21 protein-coding genes and 1 pseudogene are annotated in these 17,727 nt (G+C 34.0%); 20 read left to right on the top strand and 2 right to left on the bottom strand.

The window, feature by feature from the left end; translation table 11 throughout:
- Positions 1-19: 19 nt before the first annotated feature.
- The 19 genes and pseudogenes from WAX74_RS14750 to WAX74_RS14840 all read left to right on the top strand — a co-directional run bounded on the left by WAX74_RS14750 (position 20) and on the right by WAX74_RS14840 (position 14,667).
- A complete protein-coding gene (locus WAX74_RS14750; protein WP_336498424.1) occupies positions 20-385 on the top strand; it encodes a DUF5412 family protein in 366 nt (121 codons plus the stop codon).
- 122 nt (positions 386-507) lie between these two features.
- Complete coding sequence (locus WAX74_RS14755; protein ID WP_336498425.1) at positions 508-861, top strand: VOC family protein; 354 nt, start codon at positions 508-510, stop codon at positions 859-861.
- Positions 862-1,087: 226 nt separating this feature from the next.
- Positions 1,088-1,909 carry a GNAT family N-acetyltransferase gene (locus WAX74_RS14760; protein WP_336498427.1) on the top strand — a complete coding sequence of 274 codons (822 nt, stop codon included), beginning with the start codon at positions 1,088-1,090 and terminating at the stop codon, positions 1,907-1,909.
- Between the two features lie 56 nt (positions 1,910-1,965).
- Positions 1,966-2,319: a cupin gene (locus WAX74_RS14765; protein ID WP_336498428.1), complete on the top strand. Its 354-nt coding sequence runs from the start codon at positions 1,966-1,968 to the stop codon at positions 2,317-2,319.
- A 104-nt stretch (positions 2,320-2,423) separates the two neighbouring features.
- Entirely contained in the window at positions 2,424-2,954 is a 531-nt protein-coding gene (locus WAX74_RS14770) for a D-glycero-alpha-D-manno-heptose-1,7-bisphosphate 7-phosphatase (protein WP_336498429.1), read from the top strand.
- A gap of 173 nt (positions 2,955-3,127) precedes the next feature.
- Positions 3,128-3,601: a GNAT family N-acetyltransferase gene (locus WAX74_RS14775; RefSeq protein ID WP_336498430.1), complete on the top strand. Its 474-nt coding sequence runs from the start codon at positions 3,128-3,130 to the stop codon at positions 3,599-3,601.
- Between the two features lie 43 nt (positions 3,602-3,644).
- Positions 3,645-4,454 carry a class I SAM-dependent methyltransferase gene (locus WAX74_RS14780; protein WP_336498431.1) on the top strand — a complete coding sequence of 270 codons (810 nt, stop codon included), beginning with the start codon at positions 3,645-3,647 and terminating at the stop codon, positions 4,452-4,454.
- A gap of 45 nt (positions 4,455-4,499) precedes the next feature.
- Positions 4,500-5,342 (top strand): hypothetical protein, encoded by an 843-nt coding sequence (locus tag WAX74_RS14785; protein ID WP_336498432.1) that lies wholly within the window; start codon positions 4,500-4,502, stop codon positions 5,340-5,342.
- Positions 5,343-5,385: 43 nt separating this feature from the next.
- The gene (locus tag WAX74_RS14790; RefSeq protein ID WP_336498433.1) at positions 5,386-5,901 is read left to right on the top strand and encodes a GNAT family N-acetyltransferase; all 516 of its coding nucleotides are present in this window, start codon (positions 5,386-5,388) and stop codon (positions 5,899-5,901) included.
- A gap of 81 nt (positions 5,902-5,982) precedes the next feature.
- A complete protein-coding gene (locus WAX74_RS14795) occupies positions 5,983-6,324 on the top strand; it encodes a VOC family protein (protein WP_336498434.1) in 342 nt (113 codons plus the stop codon).
- A 282-nt stretch (positions 6,325-6,606) separates the two neighbouring features.
- Complete coding sequence (locus WAX74_RS14800) at positions 6,607-7,167, top strand: GNAT family N-acetyltransferase (protein WP_336498435.1); 561 nt, start codon at positions 6,607-6,609, stop codon at positions 7,165-7,167.
- Positions 7,168-7,664: 497 nt separating this feature from the next.
- A complete protein-coding gene (locus WAX74_RS14805; protein ID WP_336498436.1) occupies positions 7,665-8,150 on the top strand; it encodes a hypothetical protein in 486 nt (161 codons plus the stop codon).
- A gap of 349 nt (positions 8,151-8,499) precedes the next feature.
- Positions 8,500-9,027 carry a P-loop nucleotide/nucleoside kinase family protein gene (locus tag WAX74_RS14810; protein WP_336498437.1) on the top strand — a complete coding sequence of 176 codons (528 nt, stop codon included), beginning with the start codon at positions 8,500-8,502 and terminating at the stop codon, positions 9,025-9,027.
- A 409-nt stretch (positions 9,028-9,436) separates the two neighbouring features.
- Positions 9,437-9,754 carry a PadR family transcriptional regulator gene (locus WAX74_RS14815; RefSeq protein ID WP_336498438.1) on the top strand — a complete coding sequence of 106 codons (318 nt, stop codon included), beginning with the start codon at positions 9,437-9,439 and terminating at the stop codon, positions 9,752-9,754.
- Positions 9,741-10,310, top strand: coding sequence for a DUF2812 domain-containing protein (locus WAX74_RS14820; protein WP_336498439.1), 570 nt, complete (start codon positions 9,741-9,743; stop codon positions 10,308-10,310). The genes WAX74_RS14815 and WAX74_RS14820 overlap by 14 nt, the downstream gene beginning before the upstream one ends.
- Positions 10,311-10,681: 371 nt before the next feature.
- Entirely contained in the window at positions 10,682-11,947 is a 1,266-nt protein-coding gene (locus WAX74_RS14825) for an erythromycin esterase family protein (protein WP_336498440.1), read from the top strand.
- Positions 11,948-12,338: 391 nt separating this feature from the next.
- Positions 12,339-12,663 (top strand): annotated as a pseudogene (locus WAX74_RS14830) (VOC family protein); the annotation flags it as partial.
- Positions 12,664-12,981: 318 nt separating this feature from the next.
- On the top strand, positions 12,982-13,716 hold the full coding sequence (locus WAX74_RS14835) for a polysaccharide deacetylase family protein (RefSeq protein ID WP_336498442.1): 735 nt from the start codon (positions 12,982-12,984) through the stop codon (positions 13,714-13,716).
- A 210-nt stretch (positions 13,717-13,926) separates the two neighbouring features.
- A complete protein-coding gene (locus WAX74_RS14840; protein WP_336498444.1) occupies positions 13,927-14,667 on the top strand; it encodes an SDR family NAD(P)-dependent oxidoreductase in 741 nt (246 codons plus the stop codon).
- A 389-nt stretch (positions 14,668-15,056) separates the two neighbouring features.
- Here the strand turns inward: WAX74_RS14840 and WAX74_RS14845 are convergent, their stop codons facing one another.
- Positions 15,057-16,946 (bottom strand): glycosyl hydrolase family 28-related protein, encoded by a 1,890-nt coding sequence (locus tag WAX74_RS14845; protein WP_336498445.1) that lies wholly within the window; start codon positions 16,944-16,946, stop codon positions 15,057-15,059.
- 448 nt (positions 16,947-17,394) lie between these two features.
- On the opposite strand from WAX74_RS14845, the gene WAX74_RS14850 reads away from it, so the two are divergent.
- A complete protein-coding gene (locus tag WAX74_RS14850) occupies positions 17,395-17,529 on the top strand; it encodes a hypothetical protein (RefSeq protein WP_336498446.1) in 135 nt (44 codons plus the stop codon).
- A 101-nt stretch (positions 17,530-17,630) separates the two neighbouring features.
- Here WAX74_RS14850 and WAX74_RS14855 read toward each other — a convergent pair.
- Positions 17,631-17,727, bottom strand: a 97-nt coding sequence (locus WAX74_RS14855; RefSeq protein WP_241600806.1) for an IS3 family transposase, incomplete at its 5' end; no start/stop codon positions are given.

Raw genomic sequence — 17,727 nt, forward strand, 5'->3', positions numbered from 1 at the left:
GAGGAGAGAATTAATAAAAATGAGAAAATTAATAAAGCTTTTGCTTATTGTTGTTGTAGTAAGTTTTTTGTTCGGTGTAATATTTTTGTATCAGACTTTAAACCCAACGCTTAATAATATACAGATATCAGAAGAAAATAAGGAAGGGACTTATGTTTCACCAGATGGTGAGAAAAGAATAACTGTTTATTTCAATGGAGGGCTAATCTTTCATACGGATCTGTCATACGTTGGCTTGTTGGAGAATTATACGACCAAATCTAAAAAGAATATTTTTTTAGTTTCCCCGAATATTAAAGAAGTTCGATGGATAAGTAATGAAATGATAGTTGTTAATGGTATAGAAATACATATTGACGATACATATGACTTTAGGAAAGAATAAATTATACCAGATTAATAAGAAGGTATTTTGAAAAATATGTAGAATAACTGCAAAAGAGAGTAATTGAAGTAAAGTTTAGTATAATTGTGATGTGGTTCGTAAAGTAAATTGGAGGTGTTTTTTTGAATAGCCCTATTTTAAATCAGATTGGAACGGTTTTTATTCCTGTTAGTAATATAGAACAAGCACGGGATTGGTATTGTGATATTTTAAGTTTGCCAACGAAGGGGGAAATCCAATTTGGACATTTGTACGTCATTCCTATGAATGGTACAGGAGTTGTTTTGGACAGTAAAATTTATTCAGAAGAAACTATTTTAAAAACTCCTTCTTTCCATTTCAATACTGAAGATATTGAAGAAGCATATAGGTTTATGAAAAGTAAGAGCGTTGAGTTAGTAACTAATATTGAACATAATCACTATTTTAATTTTAAGGATCCTTTCGGTAATCATTTGATGATATGTAAGTGTTAGGGAAGCAGATTTTATATATTTAAGCACTACACCCAATAAGGGTGTTTTTTTGATTGTCAATAAAGGAATTATTTTGGTTAATAGGGAATTAATATATTATGATATGTTAAAAACTCAACAGAGTGGAGAATTTACATAAGATAATCAAACAATTCAAACAAAAAAACATTATCGATTGCGGTTCTAAGTCTTATGAGGGGTGTTGATTATTTATTTCACAACTAGAATGTTAAGGATAATTAAAAACGCTGAAAAAGAAGCTCAGCTTTCAAAACATAAAGTTTTACAGCCTGTCCATCTACTTATCGGATGTTTAGATGAAGATACAGGAGCACTTGGGGAAATAAGATTGAAATGCAAAATAGATAAATGTTCTTTAAGGTCTATGTTGAATGATATTGATAATACTTCCAATCAACAGAAAATAAGCAGTGTTTATTTCAATGTTGGTGTTACTAGAGAAGTAGTTAATGTTATGGAAGTTGCAATTAATTATATGAAACGATATAAGCAAATTTACTTAAACGAAGGTCATTTGCTAAAAGCATTAATTATGACAAATGTGACTGATAAGTATTTATCAGATGAAAATAGAAATATTATTTTAAATCTAGGGACTACTTCAAGAGATATGATTACTCTTCTCGGCAATTACACCCTACCAAAAATGAATTCGCATTTTATCCGCAAAGTAAAGAAAAACGACTTTCAGCATCTTACTTATTTTGTTGAGAACAATTTTTCAAGCGATTGGTCACAAACAATAAAGGAAGCATTTTCAACTAGCGAACCTTCGATATATATAGCATTAGATAAAAATAGGGAAATAGTCGGTTTTGCTGCTTTTGATATATATAAGAATAAGAAAGGTCATTTCGGTCCAATGGGTGTAGCCTCATCGAATAGAGTTACTGGAATTGGTTATTCTTTACTTCATCATTGTTTAAAAGATATGAGTGATATTGGTTATGAGTATGCAATTATAGGAGGAGCAGGACCAATAGAGTTTTATGAAAAAGCATGTAATGCAGTTGTAATTCCTTCTTGATAAATTTAGATTTTTTACTTTAGTAATAAGAGGAGAGGTTAGTAAGGAGGGATCTAATGGAGTTTTATACATTCAGTAAAGATAAAGGAATAAAGATTTCAAATTTCAATTCGAACTTTATCATGTCGCGCATTATCCAAATGCAAAAGGAAGTTCAAATAGGATGTATATATTTAGAAGAAGACGGAATAATTGGCTATCACCAGGCAGTAGTACCACAACTCTTATTGATACTGAATGGAGAAGGATATGTACGAAATGAAGAAGAATATTTTAAAGTTATTCCTGGAGATGCTGTATTCTGGAAGAAAGATGAGTGGCATGAAACTAAATCGGAAATTGGATTAACAGCAATCGTTATTGAAAGTGAAGAATTAAATCCTGCCTTGTTTATGTCTCACAAGTTATAGGTTTTGTAAAACGTATAGGTAAACACCCCTTCTGATATTACTGTTTATTTATTGATAAACAAGGGCAAGCTATTTTTTAAAGCATTACTTTAGGGGGAACACATATGAAGAAAGCTGTATTTTTGGATCGTGATGGAGTAATAAATGAAGTCCTAACGGAAAGGGTAAAATTTGTGAATAAGCCACATGAGCTTTACTTCTTACCGGGGGTCCCAGAAGCAATTAAAAAATTGAATTCTTTCTTCGATTTTGTATTTGTAGTAACCAATCAAGGGGGTGTTGGATTAGGATTTATGAAAGAATCTCAGCTCAACAAAATACATGATCACATGATTGCAGAACTAAAGAAAGAAGGGGCGACTGTTCATGATGTTGTTTATTGTCCTCATAAACCAAAATCCGGTTGCGCCTGCCGAAAGCCAAATAGCAAATTAATTGTAGATCTGAGTAAAAAATATGATATTGATTTGTCTCAATCTTACATGGTAGGAGATACAGATACAGATATTATTGCAGGGAAGAAGGCGGGAACAAAAGGAGTATTCCTTGGTAAAAGAGACCCACTTGCAGATGCTGTTTTTCCTGATCTAATAAGTGCTGCAGATTGGATAATAGAGGACGCAGCTGAGAAATAAAGCTGGTAGTTAAAAATATCTTAACTACCTATAAACCTAGAGGTGAAAAATATTGAAGACTAAATTGTTTAATTTAGTAATAATAGTGTTTTCATTGTAGCCTGGTGAATAGTTGAATGTTTTATAGGATAACAGAAATTACTAGTCTCTAAGTAGAAAGAGAGGAAAGTGGTATGAAATTAAGTATCGAGATTGCTAATCTATCAGACCTAAATGAGATTAATGCAATTGTTAAAGCGGGACATGATGACCATGCTGAAGCATTGCCTCATATTTTCAAAAAAGTAGAAGCAGTAATGCCAGAGTCATATTACAAAGAGTTGCTTATGGATGCTAACTGTGCAGTACTAATTGCTAAAGAAAAAGAAGAAATAATTGGATTTGCTGTAATGGAACTTCACGTCAGCCCTTCTTTTGAATCAATGGTACAGAGGAAGTTTGCTTACATGAATGATTTAGGAATTAAAAGAAATAGTCAAAGAAAAGGAATAGGAAAAGCGTTATTTGAAGCCTGTGTTGAATGGTCTAAAAATAAAGGTGCAACATCATTAGACTTAAATGTATGGGAATTCAATCAAACTGCTATTTCTTTTTACGAAAATTTTGAAATGAAAAATTTGAGTAGAAAAATGACACTGCCTTTATAGAAGCGAACAATTGAAAATAAAATAATAGAATGTAGGTGCGTAAGTGAGTAACATCATAAATTACTACAATAAGTTTGATGAATGGGGACGACTAGATAGAGAACCTATTGAGTTCCAAGTAAATTGGCATTTTATAAAAAAACATTTGCCTCCAACAGGAAACGTTTTAGATAATGGTGCTGGACCAGGAAAGTATTCTATAAAGCTTGCTAAAGACGGCTATAAAGTAACTCTAACTGATTTAACACCGAAACTCGTAGAAATTGCCCAAAATAAAGTGCAAGAACTTGAGTTAGAAAAACAATTTAATGGTTTTTTTCCAGCGGATGCTAGAAATCTTCATATGATTAATGACAATCAGTTCGACGCTTCATTAATGCTTGGTCCTATGTACCACATAAAGGAAGAAACAGACCGTATTAAAGCAATAAGAGAGTTACATAGAGTTACAAAAGAAAATGGAATTGTGTTTGTTGCATTTATGCCAAGAATAAGACATGTATTGACTTCTCTGTTAAATCCTGAAAATTGGAAACCAAATGATAACATGGATGATATTCAAAAATTTTCGAAAACTGGCTGTTTTGATCATCAAGATGAGGGACGTTTTACTGGTGCCTATTATTTTAATATCGAAGAAATCAAACCATTTATGGAATCACAAGGTTTTGAAAGTATAGAATTGATAGGTTCTAATGTAGGTGCGATATTAAATAATGATAATTGGAATTACTGGAGAAATAAAGGGGAACTAGAAACTAATAAAGTTTTAAATCTGCTTATTGATGAAGCAGATAATCCATATATTCTTGGAATATCCTCTCACTTACTTTACATTGGAAGAAAAAGTTAAGCCAAACGAAGCAGAATGGATATAAAAAACATTAGGAGATATTTTATGAGAATTATTGATACAGTGCCTTATTTTATTCGTAACTATGATCCTTCTATCAATTTTTTAAGATCCTACTATAGTAATTATCCAGAAATTTTTAATGAATATTTTACTTATCATTGTAAAAACACTGAAGATAGGCATATTGAATCGCTAAAAAAATATCCTCATTATATTGAAAGTATAAAAGAAGTTCATCAAAATATTTTACCTATTCTACAAGAAATAAAGGAAGAGTACTTTAAGTTGTATCAGATTTCATTTCCAATCGATGTTAATTTGATTGTAGGTGGATTTGGATCAAATGCTTATACGCATCGACAATTTATTCCGAATATCACCTTTTCATTAGAACAGTTGTCTCCTATCAAGAATCATTTAAGAGTGATTGTTGCCCATGAGTTTGGTCATGCAGCACAAAACATCATTTCTGAAGAAGTTAGAATAGATTGGACAAAAATCCATTGGAATAGCCCTCTTACATGGTTGAATCAGGAAGGAGCAGCTACACACTTTTCTCGTCGAACAGTAGTTAACTTAAATCCATCCATCTATTTTTCGTATAATGATGATGGGGATGAATGGTTGGAATTTTCGATTCGAAATAAAAAAGAAATAAAACGAGCCTTTCAAGAAAATTACATAAACCTAGATGATGTAATAGTTTTTAAAAAATGGTTTTCAATAAATGGTTTGAATCGCTTTGGTTATAGTAGATTAGGATATTTTGTAGGAGATATGTTTTTTCAACACCAGATAGAAAAATATGGTGAGTTAAATGCTGTGACTGCTTGGAAGGAAAAAGATTTTGAAGATAATGTAAAACAATGGTTATTTCAAAATTAAAAGATAGGAAATTGAATTAAACGGGGCTGATCAAAAGTGTTGGATGAAAAATCGAATGATATTGAGAGATGATGTTGTTATAAGGAAGATGAAACATTCTGATTTTGGGTTAATGGTAAAATGGCTAAATGACCCATTGGTTTTGGAATTCTATGAAGAGACACCTTTTAACTCTGATAAAGTATCAAAAAAATATGGTCCTAGAGTGGACGGAAATCATTATGTAACTCCTTGCATCGTTGAATACAAAAAAGTATCTATTGGATATATTCAATTCTATGCAATACAAGAATCTGAATTAAAGAAATATGGTTATTCAGTGGGTCAAAATGTTTATGGAATTGATCAATTTATTGGAGAAACACAGTTATGGGGGAAAGGAATAGGAACTTCCATGATTTCGATGATGTTAAATTACCTCAGTATAAAGAAAAGTTCATCAAGCGTAATACTAGAGGTGAAAAGTAATAACCTTAGAGCAATCTCTAGCTATAAGAAATGCGGTTTTAAAAAAATTAAAGAACTTAATAATGATTTAATTTTAATGGAATGGAAATAATATTCGATTGAATCGAGAATAGATATGGATTTAACAATACTCCATAATTATTAAAAATATATGCCTAAGAGGAGGAAAATTATGAAGCTAGTTTTTTTGTATCATCCAGTTAAAGATTTAAAAGAATCCATTACTTTTTACCGCGAAATACTTGGCTTTGAGGAAGCTTGGCGAGAAGGGGACAAAACTGTAGCATTTAATTTACCTGATTCAGAAATTAAATTAATGATTGAGGATGATGAGCAGGAATTATCTGCTGGGGGAATTTTTTTAGTAGATAGTGTTGACGAATTCTATAAATCTAAGAAAGATACGCTTGTGTTTCTAAAGGAACCTGTTGATATTCCACCTGGACGATATGCCATTTATAAAGATGAATCCGGAAATCCTTTACGAATTATTGATTTTACAAAAGAAACGTAATACGAAAAAAACAGACAAGATAAATTTACTTGTCTGTTTTTTGCTTTAGGATTTCTTCTTAAAGATGTGGGAGATTCTTCACCTTCAACTCATTACTAAAAGAACCAAATATTTCATTGTTTTTAAGAATAAATGCATTGTTTAAATGTGCCTTTAACATATAAAGAGCCACTATACGGGAAGCACATATTGGAGATTTTTAAAGAATTGGGCCGTCAGTTAAATATGATTAAAGAATGGACAAGTTAATTTGAAATTTAGAATGTAAAGGAAGTGATATGGGTGTATAACATTGAGGTAAGGAGACCAAGAATTGAGGACGCTAAAGAGATGAATCAATTTTTTAGTAAGGTCATTAAGGATACGTTTACTGTAGAAGGCTTATCAGGAATGGAAGATGAAATAAGAAATGAAATTGAGTATAAGAATCAATACTTGAATTGTGATATTGATAGCAACGGAGAAAATCGATTTTTTTGGATAGCTTTAGATCAAAATGATAATAAGATTATCGGTTCGATTGAATACGGTCCTGCCAGTGAATTGATTGTTAATTGCACAAATGGAGAATTAAAGGGATGTATTGAGGTTGGTACAGTATTTGTTCATCCAGATTATCAAAAACGAGGTATCGGTAATTTACTTTTGAATGTTATGTATCTAACCCTCAAGATTAGGGGAATTGAAGGATTTTGTTTAGATAGTGGATATACCAATGCACAAAAAATATGGAAGAAAAAATTTGGAGAACCTGATTACTTGCTGAAGGATTATTGGGGCGAAGGGTATAATCATATGATTTGGAAAAGGAGTACCACTAAGACTACCTTAATATTTAGGTAGATTAACTAGGGCAATGTCGTGGATTACTTAAAGATGGGCATAGCTGCGGTGACCCCTATCTTCTTTGTTCTTCAACAATAGAATTGTAAAAAAGTTAGTATGCCGACAACTTTTTTATCAAAGTAAAATTGTGAAATATTACACTTAAACTATCGGGTGCTCTACTTTAAGAAGTTGAGCCCTTTTCTTATTCAAGTAACGGGGCAATTTAGTTGAATAAGGGGTGTGAGCTATGCTAAGGAGATTAACTGGAATATTGACGAAGAAATTTTTAAAAAAGTAGATATAAATAAGACTCCAGACGTAGTTTTAAATAGAACTCCGGATCCGTTATTATAAAACACTTCTTATGTATCATCAAAGGTAAGGTAATCAAAGGAGTGGGAATATTTATAATGAAAACGCATTTAAAAATAAGTCAGGTGTCACGGACATCCCCGGGGCCAGGTGTTACTGTGATCGGGGTCCTGATGGCTCTGTGGTGAATTGCGTTTGCGGTGGTCAATGTCGTCTTCGAGGTCACAGATTATTTCGCCGAGGGTCCACTTGCCGAGTACGCGGCCGGCATCACGGTGATGAACTGGCTTGTCGTTGGCTTTAAGGCATTGGGCGCGGCTGTGGCGTTATTGTCGGTTGTGAACATCCCGAAACTTCACCTACCGGCTCTCATGACAGTATTGTTGTGGGGAGCTTTCGCCACGCTCGGATTATATGCCCTGGGCAGCGTGACGCAGGCGCTGGGTATGATTTCCGGGTTTGCTGGCAATGCCGGTCAAATTAATCTGAAAGGTGTCGGCTACGTATTTATGTTCCTGTTGGCCGCGATTGGCTATGGCTTCCTGGCCGTCTCCTACTCGCGGCGTCATTACACACGAAGAGGCTACGCCATTCTCGGGGTGGTCGGCGCACCCGTGGTGCTTAGTTTGATCCTGATAGCGGTCCCGATGCTACTGTTTACCCTCGGACTCATACCTGCATACTGATGCTCCAGCTTTTCCATGGTGATTCCTTTGGATCTATCAATAGAAGAAATCCCAGATATTCAACCGATTCGTATCGGATCGAACTCTGAGACACAAATGATGAAATTATGAGTGTTAATGATTAAATGAATTGAATTAGTTGGAACGCCGTATGCGGTGAAAGTCGCACGTACGGTGTGAACAGGGGAAAAAGCCAGCGATAACTTCAAAGGCTTCCCTATCTGTATCAGGAAGGGATTAATCCCCTTTTTGTTGAACTTACTGAACTAAAGTGCAGTTTAGTTTAAAAAGGCGATTCAGAACTAACTTAGGATTATGATGGAATTCATTTCATAACGGGGGTATCCAGATGTTTGAAAAGTTTAATTTTGACTTAATTTATCGTGAACGAAATGATTTCACCCCTTTGGTGGTAATGATGTGTGGTGTGGCCGGTTCTGGGAAAACTACATTCTCACAACTATTAGAAAAAGAAGGCTTTGTACGTCTTTCTATTGATGAAGAAATTTGGGCTACTAATGGTCGTTATGGTATTGATTTCCCAATTGAAAAGATTGAGGAATACAAGAAAGATGCAGAAAGAAAATTGCGCAATCATTTAATCAAGTTAATTCAAGATAAACAACAGGTGGTAATTGACTTCAGTTTTTGGGATCGTGTAAGAAGGGATCAATATAAACAGCTTATTGAAAAATTCGGAGGTAAATGGAAACTTATTTATTTAAAAGTTCATCCTGATGATATGCGTAAACGGCTCAAGATTCGAAACAAACGATTTGATGCTAATGCGTTTCCTATTACAGAAGAAATTTTGACTTCCTATCTTAATGGTTTCGAAACACCAAAAGGTGAAGGAGAAATTGTAATTGAAAATTAGACCTATCAAATAATAACCATTTAGACTTACTTCAAATAGTGAATAATACTTTTTCTACTTAAACTAACGGGTGCTTTAGTTAAACAAGACCATTATTTCGATGATTTATTTTTTATCCAAAACATAAGTAGGTCGTAGAAAATCCGTTGTGAAATATTGCACTTAAACTAACTTAGCAGTTTAGTTCAACAATTATCATTAGCTTTATTTCAACAATCGGACCATTTAATTGAAGAAGACTACACAAAAAGTCGCTTTCCCTTACGTAAGGAAAGCGACTTTTTAGATTGATTTTTCCCTCGTTATCAAGCTTGTTACAATTTTAAAAATGTTGTTGACTATTCAGTTGAACTGTATTATGTTGTTGTTAAGTTGAACTATATAGTCGAACTGAATAGAGGGTGAGGATATGAAACATAAATTATTACCGTTGTCTGAAACCATGCATTATATTTTATTAGCTATGCGTGAGCCACTCCATGGCTATGCCGTAATGCAGAAGATAGAAAAGATAAGTGACGGTACTGTTATTTTAGCAGCTGGTACATTATATGGTGCGATTGAAAACTTGAATAAGCATGGTTGGATTGAACCTGTTGGAGAGTCAGGTCGAAGAAAAGTTTATATGATAACTGCGGAAGGAAGCGCAATTTTGAAAATGGAACAAAACAGGTTATTGCATATTTTATCCCTATACGAAGGAAGTGAATCGAATGAAGAAACTTAAGATGTTTTTTGATATTGAAAAAGAAGAGCAATGGCTGAACGTGCAATTACAAAAAGGCTATCGTTGCACAAATATTAGTGGATTAGGAATATACACTTTCGAAAAAACCGACAAGAGATATGTGATGCGGCTGGATTATCAAGATTATTTATCAAAGAAAAGGTTCAAAGATTACAAAGGGATATATGAAGACTTCGGTTGGATTTATATAAATGGCCCCTGGCTTGGTGGAATTCGATATTGGCAAAAAGAAGATGATAATCAAAATGAAATCTTCTCGGATCGCCAATCAAAGAGTAATTATTATAAAAGATTGATGGGTTATTCATCTGGTTTATGTATACTGTTTTTGTCTTTTTTTTATTCGCTTTACAAGGATTCAGGTTTATATTTAGCTGAAGGGCTTTGGAGTATGAAAGGTGCATTATTTTGGAAAGCATTTTTATTTGAAACTCCATTTGCACTTTTGAGGTCACTTCCCGCCCTTATGGTTGTTTTATTTGGTAGCAGTTTCTATAAAGCTTATCGAAAGTATTCAATGTTAAAAGAAAAATAATGCGAGGATGTTAATTATGAACTTTATTTAATTCAAAGAAGTAATTGAGGATAATGTATCTACCACAGTCGGGCGCTTTAACGGAAAAAAGAAGCGCCTTAATTTCATTATCGGGCCAGATTCTTGAATAAATGCAGGTAATTTGATGTTTAAATAGAATATAAACTGTCAATTGGAAATTGTATTAGTGCAGGAAATACAGAAAAAAGATTGGCAAGGAATGTTTGAAATTGGGAGAAGAGGAGGGGCAAAAAATTAGGATAGTAATCAAAAGTTTCATTTTAGTAATAAGGCATGTCCAGTAAAAGTCTGTCTTTCACGAAACTAACGTTTGTCTATTGTAAAATCTTAGAGAATATAGGGGATATAAAATGAATTTTTTTAAAAAAAGTTCTTTATTGTTTTTACCAATTTTTCTATTTTTTTTATTATCTGGATGCGGGACTGGTGAAACAGTTGATGAGGTAGATCAATACATATCAATAATTGAACAAATCGATATTCCAGATGATATAAAGGTGATCGGATTGGGTGAGGCAACACATGGGAATATTGAATTTCAAGAGTTGAAAAAAGACGTTTTTGAAGTATTGGTAATAAATGAAAATGTCCGTGTTTTTGTCTTAGAAGGTGATTTTGGAGGCGGACAGCAAATTAATCAATTCATTTTAAATGGAACTGGTACTGCAGAAGAGGCAGTGAACACCCTTGATTATAGTATTTATAAAACGGAACAAATGATTGATCTTGTTCAATGGATGCATGATTATAACGCGACGGTGAGCGAGGACAGGAAAATTTATATTTATGGAAATGATATGCAACGCTATGACTATAGTAAAAAAGGCGTGCTTGACTATTATAAAGTTGTTAGTGCAGATGCATTCAAAAAATATGCATTACAGCTGAAACATGTTTCAAATGATAAAATGCGTAAGTTAACGACGGAGCAATTGAACGAAATCGATGAAATAATAGAAAATATCATTTTAGACCTGCAAAAAAATGAAGTGATTTACGTGGAACAATCGTCTACTGAAGCCTATCTCTTTGCTTTACAATATGCGCAAATCATGAAACAGCGTACACAGTTATTTTTAAACGAAGGAGATTATACGAAACTTCGTGATCAATATTTGTCGGATAATTTACAATGGATTGTTGAATTTGAAGCAGAGCGAGGTCACGATAAAATATTCATTACCGGACATAATGGGCACATTGAAAAAACGTCTGCATCGTTAGCTGGTTACAAATCAATGGGAAATTATTTAGATGAGTTATATGGTGAAGAATACTTTGCAATTGGGACTGATTTTATCAGCAGCGAGTTTCAGGCGAAAAACGGTAGCTCTGGTGAGCGACAAATTCATACACTGGAGAATCACAATGATTTAGTTGATGCATTCAGTGAAGTGGAGTCAAATGTTTTCTATGTTAATTTTGAAAAAGCAAGTAAGTGGGATGAGTTATTGGATATCATCTCGAGGGAACAAAAAATGGCGAATATTGGGGATGATTTCCGCTGGTGGTACAAGACTTTAAAGATGTTTTACACGATTGAAATGACACCCAACGAAGCATATGACAGTATTATTATTGTAAAGGTAGCAACACCAACAAATGTCATAGAATAGCAATTTAATAATAACACAGCATAAAATAATCTAAGTTTCTTAATCCTATAAGATTCCAACTGGCTTTTCTTTATTATAATGATCTTCCAATCCGGGGCTTTTCTTTAATAAGATGGCTTCTTTTTGCATGGATAACACATATAAGGAATTAAGTTTATGAAGATGTAAATAAGATAGTGAAGTATTGTACTTAAACGAACGGGTAAAAATAAAACCAATCCGCTAATTATTCGGAAACTTTTATGCTTGATTAGACAACATGCACATGATTAAACATGTGCATGTTGTTTCATAAAAAAAGTATGAAGGTTGAGCAAATCTTTATCAAATTGATTGAAGGATGTGCTCAGTCATTATACGTAAACAATTTATTAAAGTTTAGGTGATGAAAATGGAAAAAATAGCAGGACATTATCATATTTCAATGATAAAAAAAAATTAAAGTGAATAATGGATTCTATCAAAATATTCTTGGATTACGTAGAGTAAAAGTGTCTGTCAATCAAGATGATCCATCGATGTATCCTTTGTTCTATGGTGATTTAGTTGGAAGCCCAGGAACAGGGCTAACTTTCTTTGAAATGCCACTTGCCAGAAGAACCCACTCAGGGACAGATGCAATAACTAGAATTGGATTATTAATTACTTCCTATCAGAGCCTTGTTTATTGGAAAGAACGGTACCATTTTCAGGAAGGAATGTTTGGAAAAGTAACAGTCAAATAACAAGCAGGGCCAATCTGGCCTTGCTTTTTTAATAGGTAACGGTAACTTATTTATTATTACCCAGACATCATCATAACAGCTAACTTTTCTCCACAAACGAATGTTCCTTTAAAAAGGGAAATGTTCACTTTTTGAAAAGTAAAGAGGTAGGTGAGAAAAAGATTTTTTTCATATTTACTAGTGTTAATAGTGCTGAAAAAATGAAGAAAATAGGTAGATGGAATCAATATTGGAGAAATCGTAATAGTCCTATGTTTTTGAGGAACAATAAATGAAAAGTAATAAAAATGTTATAAAGCGAGGTGTTTTATGAAAAAGGTTGCAATGTTTTTCCTATGTCTTCTTATATTAATTCTTCCATCACATGTTTTTGCTCAACCTAAAGTACCTATTTTAATTTATCATTCGATTGACGAATTTAAAGGGAAGGGTTCTAGGGAGTTATATGTAACACCGGAGAATTTCGAGAAACAAATGATTTATCTAAGAGACCATGGCTACACATTATTAACTTTTGATCGATGGCAAGACATTAATAAAGTAAACAAACCCATTTTCATTACCTTTGATGATGGATACAAAAACAATCTGAATGCATTTAGTATCTTTCAAAAACTGAAAAACGAACGTTTTAAACCAACTGGTACCATTTTTGTTATTTCTGACTTTATCGGTCGCTCCAACCGATTATCGAAATCGGATTTAAAAATGATGGCTGATTCGGGAATCATCTCAATACAGTCTCATACTGCTACACATCCTGATTTGACGAAAATAAAAAATTATGAATATGAACTGAAAGGGTCCAGAGAGAAAATTCAAAAAATAACGGGCAAACCAGTTACTGCTCTTGCGTATCCATACGGAAATTTCAGTAACAAGGTCGTAGCGGAAACGAAGAAATACTATTTGTTTGGACTTACGACAACTCCTGAACTATTTTCTGAGAAGGGCATAAAAGACGAATTCTATCTTTTACCACGGATCTATATCAAGTATTCAACTACTCTTGATGACTTTGCAAAGATCGTTGACGGAGAATGAAGGCGATTACTATACCAGGTAATCGTTCTTTCTTTTGGAACCAAGGGAAAGTGGTTATTAGTGTTTATAAGAAAATGGGTAAAGAAACAGGAAAAATGGTTTATTTAGGGAAGAAGGAATCTCAATGTTTGATATTAAATAAAAAAGGGAATAGAATTAAAAGTAATAAATCTCGTGTTCGAGATTTATTACTAAAGGAGGAGTTTGAGTATGAAATTACAAAACAAGGTTGCAATCATTACAGGTGCCGCTCAAGGTATGGGTGCTATGCATGTACGCAAGTTCGTTGAGGAAGGCGCAAAAGTTGTTATCACTGATATTAATCTAGAGGCTGCTCAGAAATTGGCGGATGAAGTAGGTGACAATGCAATTGCATTGAAACTTAATGTTTCAAGTGCTGAAAACTGGAAAGAAGTTGTAGAAAAAACAGAAGAAACATTCGGACCTGTTACCGTATTAGTGAACAATGCTGGAATTGGTATTTTCAAACTTTTAGAAGATTTGACTGAAGAGGATTTTAGAAAAACATTTGAAATTGATGAATTAGGCGTATTCTTAGGAATGAAAACAGTAGTACCATCTATGAAAAAAGCAAAAGGCGGTTCGATTGTAAATATTTCATCCGTTGACGGTTTAGTTAGTGCGCCAACTGCAATCGCATATAGTGCATCAAAACATGCAGTGACTGGTATGACAAAAGGTGCTGCTACAGAGCTTGGTCAATTCAATATTCGAGTAAACTCTGTACACCCTGGCGTTATTGAATCTCCAATGGCGGAACAGGGCGATGTTGCTGACTTCATTAAAAAACTTGAACAAGACATTCCATTAAGAAGAAGAGCAAAAACAGAAGAAGTATCAAACTTAGTCATATATCTAGCTTCAGATGATTCTAGCTATTCAACAGGAGCTCAATTTGTGGTAGATGGCGGTATGATTTCTGATTTGTAATAATACAATCACAAATACAAAATTTACACAATGTAGTCCAGTTTATTAAGCTGGGCTTTTTTTATTTTGGAAAAAATGTATTAAGTGATAATAGGATAGACTTCTTTCACCAACTCAACAGAAAATAGTAGCAGAAAGAATTCGAAAGTGAAATCGAAGTAGAGACGGATAAAAAAGCCATCCGTGAAATAAAGATATTTAACGAGTCGCCAGAACGATAAATATTAATACAAGAAAACTGTCGTGCAGCACTGATTTTGTGCTGCATGGATGGCTAAAAGGGTGCTTTAGTTAAACAAGACCATCATTTTGAACTGCACCCCAATTGTTAGAAGTTGTCTAACAATTGGGGTGCAGTTCACTTTGACCTAATCTACCTTTTCATTTATCTAGTTCCCTGTAAGAGAACGATTCTCTACCCATGTATCTGCAACTGTGTAAGTCCACCCAGTGACCATATATTTACTACCTTCAGTACCTAGCTCTGTTGGTGCATCGTTACGAACGAAATCTCCCTGTACAAACGTTCCTGCAGTCGGTTTTGTTAGAGCTAGTCTTTCGTCAAAGTTTGTATTAGGTGTAATATCTACCGATGGAGGAAGTTCTTCAAACAAAGCGTGCAAATAGAAAGACCTCATCTTTAAGGCATTAGCACCGCTAGCGAATCCAACAAAAATCTTCTTCACGTTTGCATGTAGTTTGAAATAAACCGATCTCTCATTATCCGCACCTGTTTGGTAGCGACCTCCAGAATTCGTGCTGTAATTCATGGACATATCCTCTAGACCAACCACGTAACCAAAATCGTTTAGCAATTGGCTACCATCTTCCCCATAACCTATAACAATTCCCCGTCCACCAAAACCTCGTAGTCTCTCACCGCCAACTACAAACTCTTTTGTGTTTTCAGTATTAACAAAAATACCTAAAGCACTATTTGTAACTTCTAGATGATCTGATTGAATTGTGGAGTTTGCTACATATTTCGTAGCAATTTTACTAGTATTCGATTTTCCTAAAAGACCTGATACGTGCTGTCGAGTAGGGTTTACCGAATCGTAAGGAGTTACCTTTTTGTGCAGGTTAGGGATGCTATACACCGCTTTGAAACTTCCACTAGCTATTATTTGGGGATTTGTTAAGGTATTCCCACCTCTAGTGCTTAAATCTTCTATTCTCGTTAATATGGATGAATAACCTACAGTTATTAAGTTCTTAGAAGATTGATTTGTAAATCTAGCAATTGTTAGATTATTTCCTTCTGACCTAACATCCTTAAATTTATTTAATACCCCATATTCTACCAATATAGCAATAGATTCTCCAGTTGTCGGAGTTCCCATTTCTACTGCAGGCTTATTAAATATGTTGTTATTGTTTCGATAGCCCAACTTTGATGTAACTCGTATTCCGTACCTGCTCTTGTCCTTGTGAACAGTTGAGTTTACAGAAATACGTCCTCCATCAAATATGTTGTCATTACACCAACCTGTTCCCTCGTTAGTCACGTCTAAAGCTATTTTGTTATTGATTATTCTTCCTAGAGTTATTGTGGAGTATGCAAAGCCTTTATTAACACCTATTGTTTGAACACCTATCGTAAAGTTTTGAGATTCAAAGATACGTAAATGAGAAGTATCTAAATTAACAGCTTTCACACCGATACAATTCTCGTCAGACCAATCAGATCGCAGAGATCTTCTTACACGAATTTCATAGGTTTTATTGGATGTTACTAAATCAGGACCACCAATAACCAAACAAGGCTCGTTTAGGTTTCCACCGTAAAGTATAAGTGTATCCATTTTAACTGATATGGTAGATGGAATATAGATTGTTTCATCTACCCAATAGCTTGTTGCATGGGGGAAGAATAAAGTCGAACCTTCCTTACTATTTGCGTAAGCAATAGCATTTTTTATTGCAGCAGTATCATTCGAAAAACCATCACCTGTAGCACCGAAGTCCTTTACGTTAATGACCACATTCTCCAATCGCTCGGTTCTGGCAAGCGTAGCTAAATCTAAAGTTGCTCCTCCTGGCAATTGGAGTAGAGTAGGCGTATTTTCATATACCATAACATTGGTGGGACTTTCAATCGCCGCGCTCTCATTTAAATCTTGCTTGCTCACGAAATTAGCAGGGGTAATTTCGTATGTTTCTAATAGCTTATCAGTTTCTAGTACCTGTAGCTTTCCTGTTTCTTGCACTTGTAGTTTAATATCTGATTCATCCGTATTCTTTATGAATAGTCCACCGTTAAGTGTTTGAATTATCAAATCTACTAACCTCCTTAGTTTAAAGTATGCCTTTTAAGACATGATCCTTCTGAAACTGCAGATGTGATTGGACGCTTCAAAATATTGAAAGAAGCAAAACAAGAAACGCTAAAATTGTTAATGCAGTTATTTTGATTCCCTAATGAAACAAATGATAAACATTCTGTCACATCCATTACCCACTTCTCATTTGGTTTATTCCATGTTCAATATACCTAGCCACCCACCGATGAAATACAGACTTACCTACATTGTATTTTCGTGCAATACTTCTAATACACTAACCATTTTCATTCTCTGTGGTGCAGCACTATTTTGTGTTGCATGGATGGCTAACGGGTGTTTTCCTTCAAGAAGGAGTATATCTTTTTTGTATTGATTTAAAGTAACAGTTTTGTTAAATTAGAAGTGAAAATTGTTAATGAACTTAGAAAAGGAGTGATAATAATTGGAGAATGATGTAAAAATGAAAAAAGAAGCACGTGAGGATTTTATTTGGTTTTTCATTTTTGTTGTACTACCCTTTATATCCTTAATTTATTCAATCGGTGAATTTCTTTATGAGAATATAATTGGAGTCTAGTTATTCTTCAAACAATATTAAAAAACTTTCTTATTCTACTAACAGGTGCTTTAGTTAAACAAGACCATCATGGTAGTGACCCCTTAAAGTTAGAGTTTTATTTATGCAGCTAATTGGCTGGCATGAGTTCGGTATTTTACCGGACTCATGCCGGCCAGTTTTTGTTTAATTCGATCGTTATTATAGTAATCGATATAC

The organism is Psychrobacillus mangrovi, assembly GCF_037104765.1.
GTDB lineage: Bacteria > Bacillota > Bacilli > Bacillales_A > Planococcaceae > Psychrobacillus > Psychrobacillus mangrovi.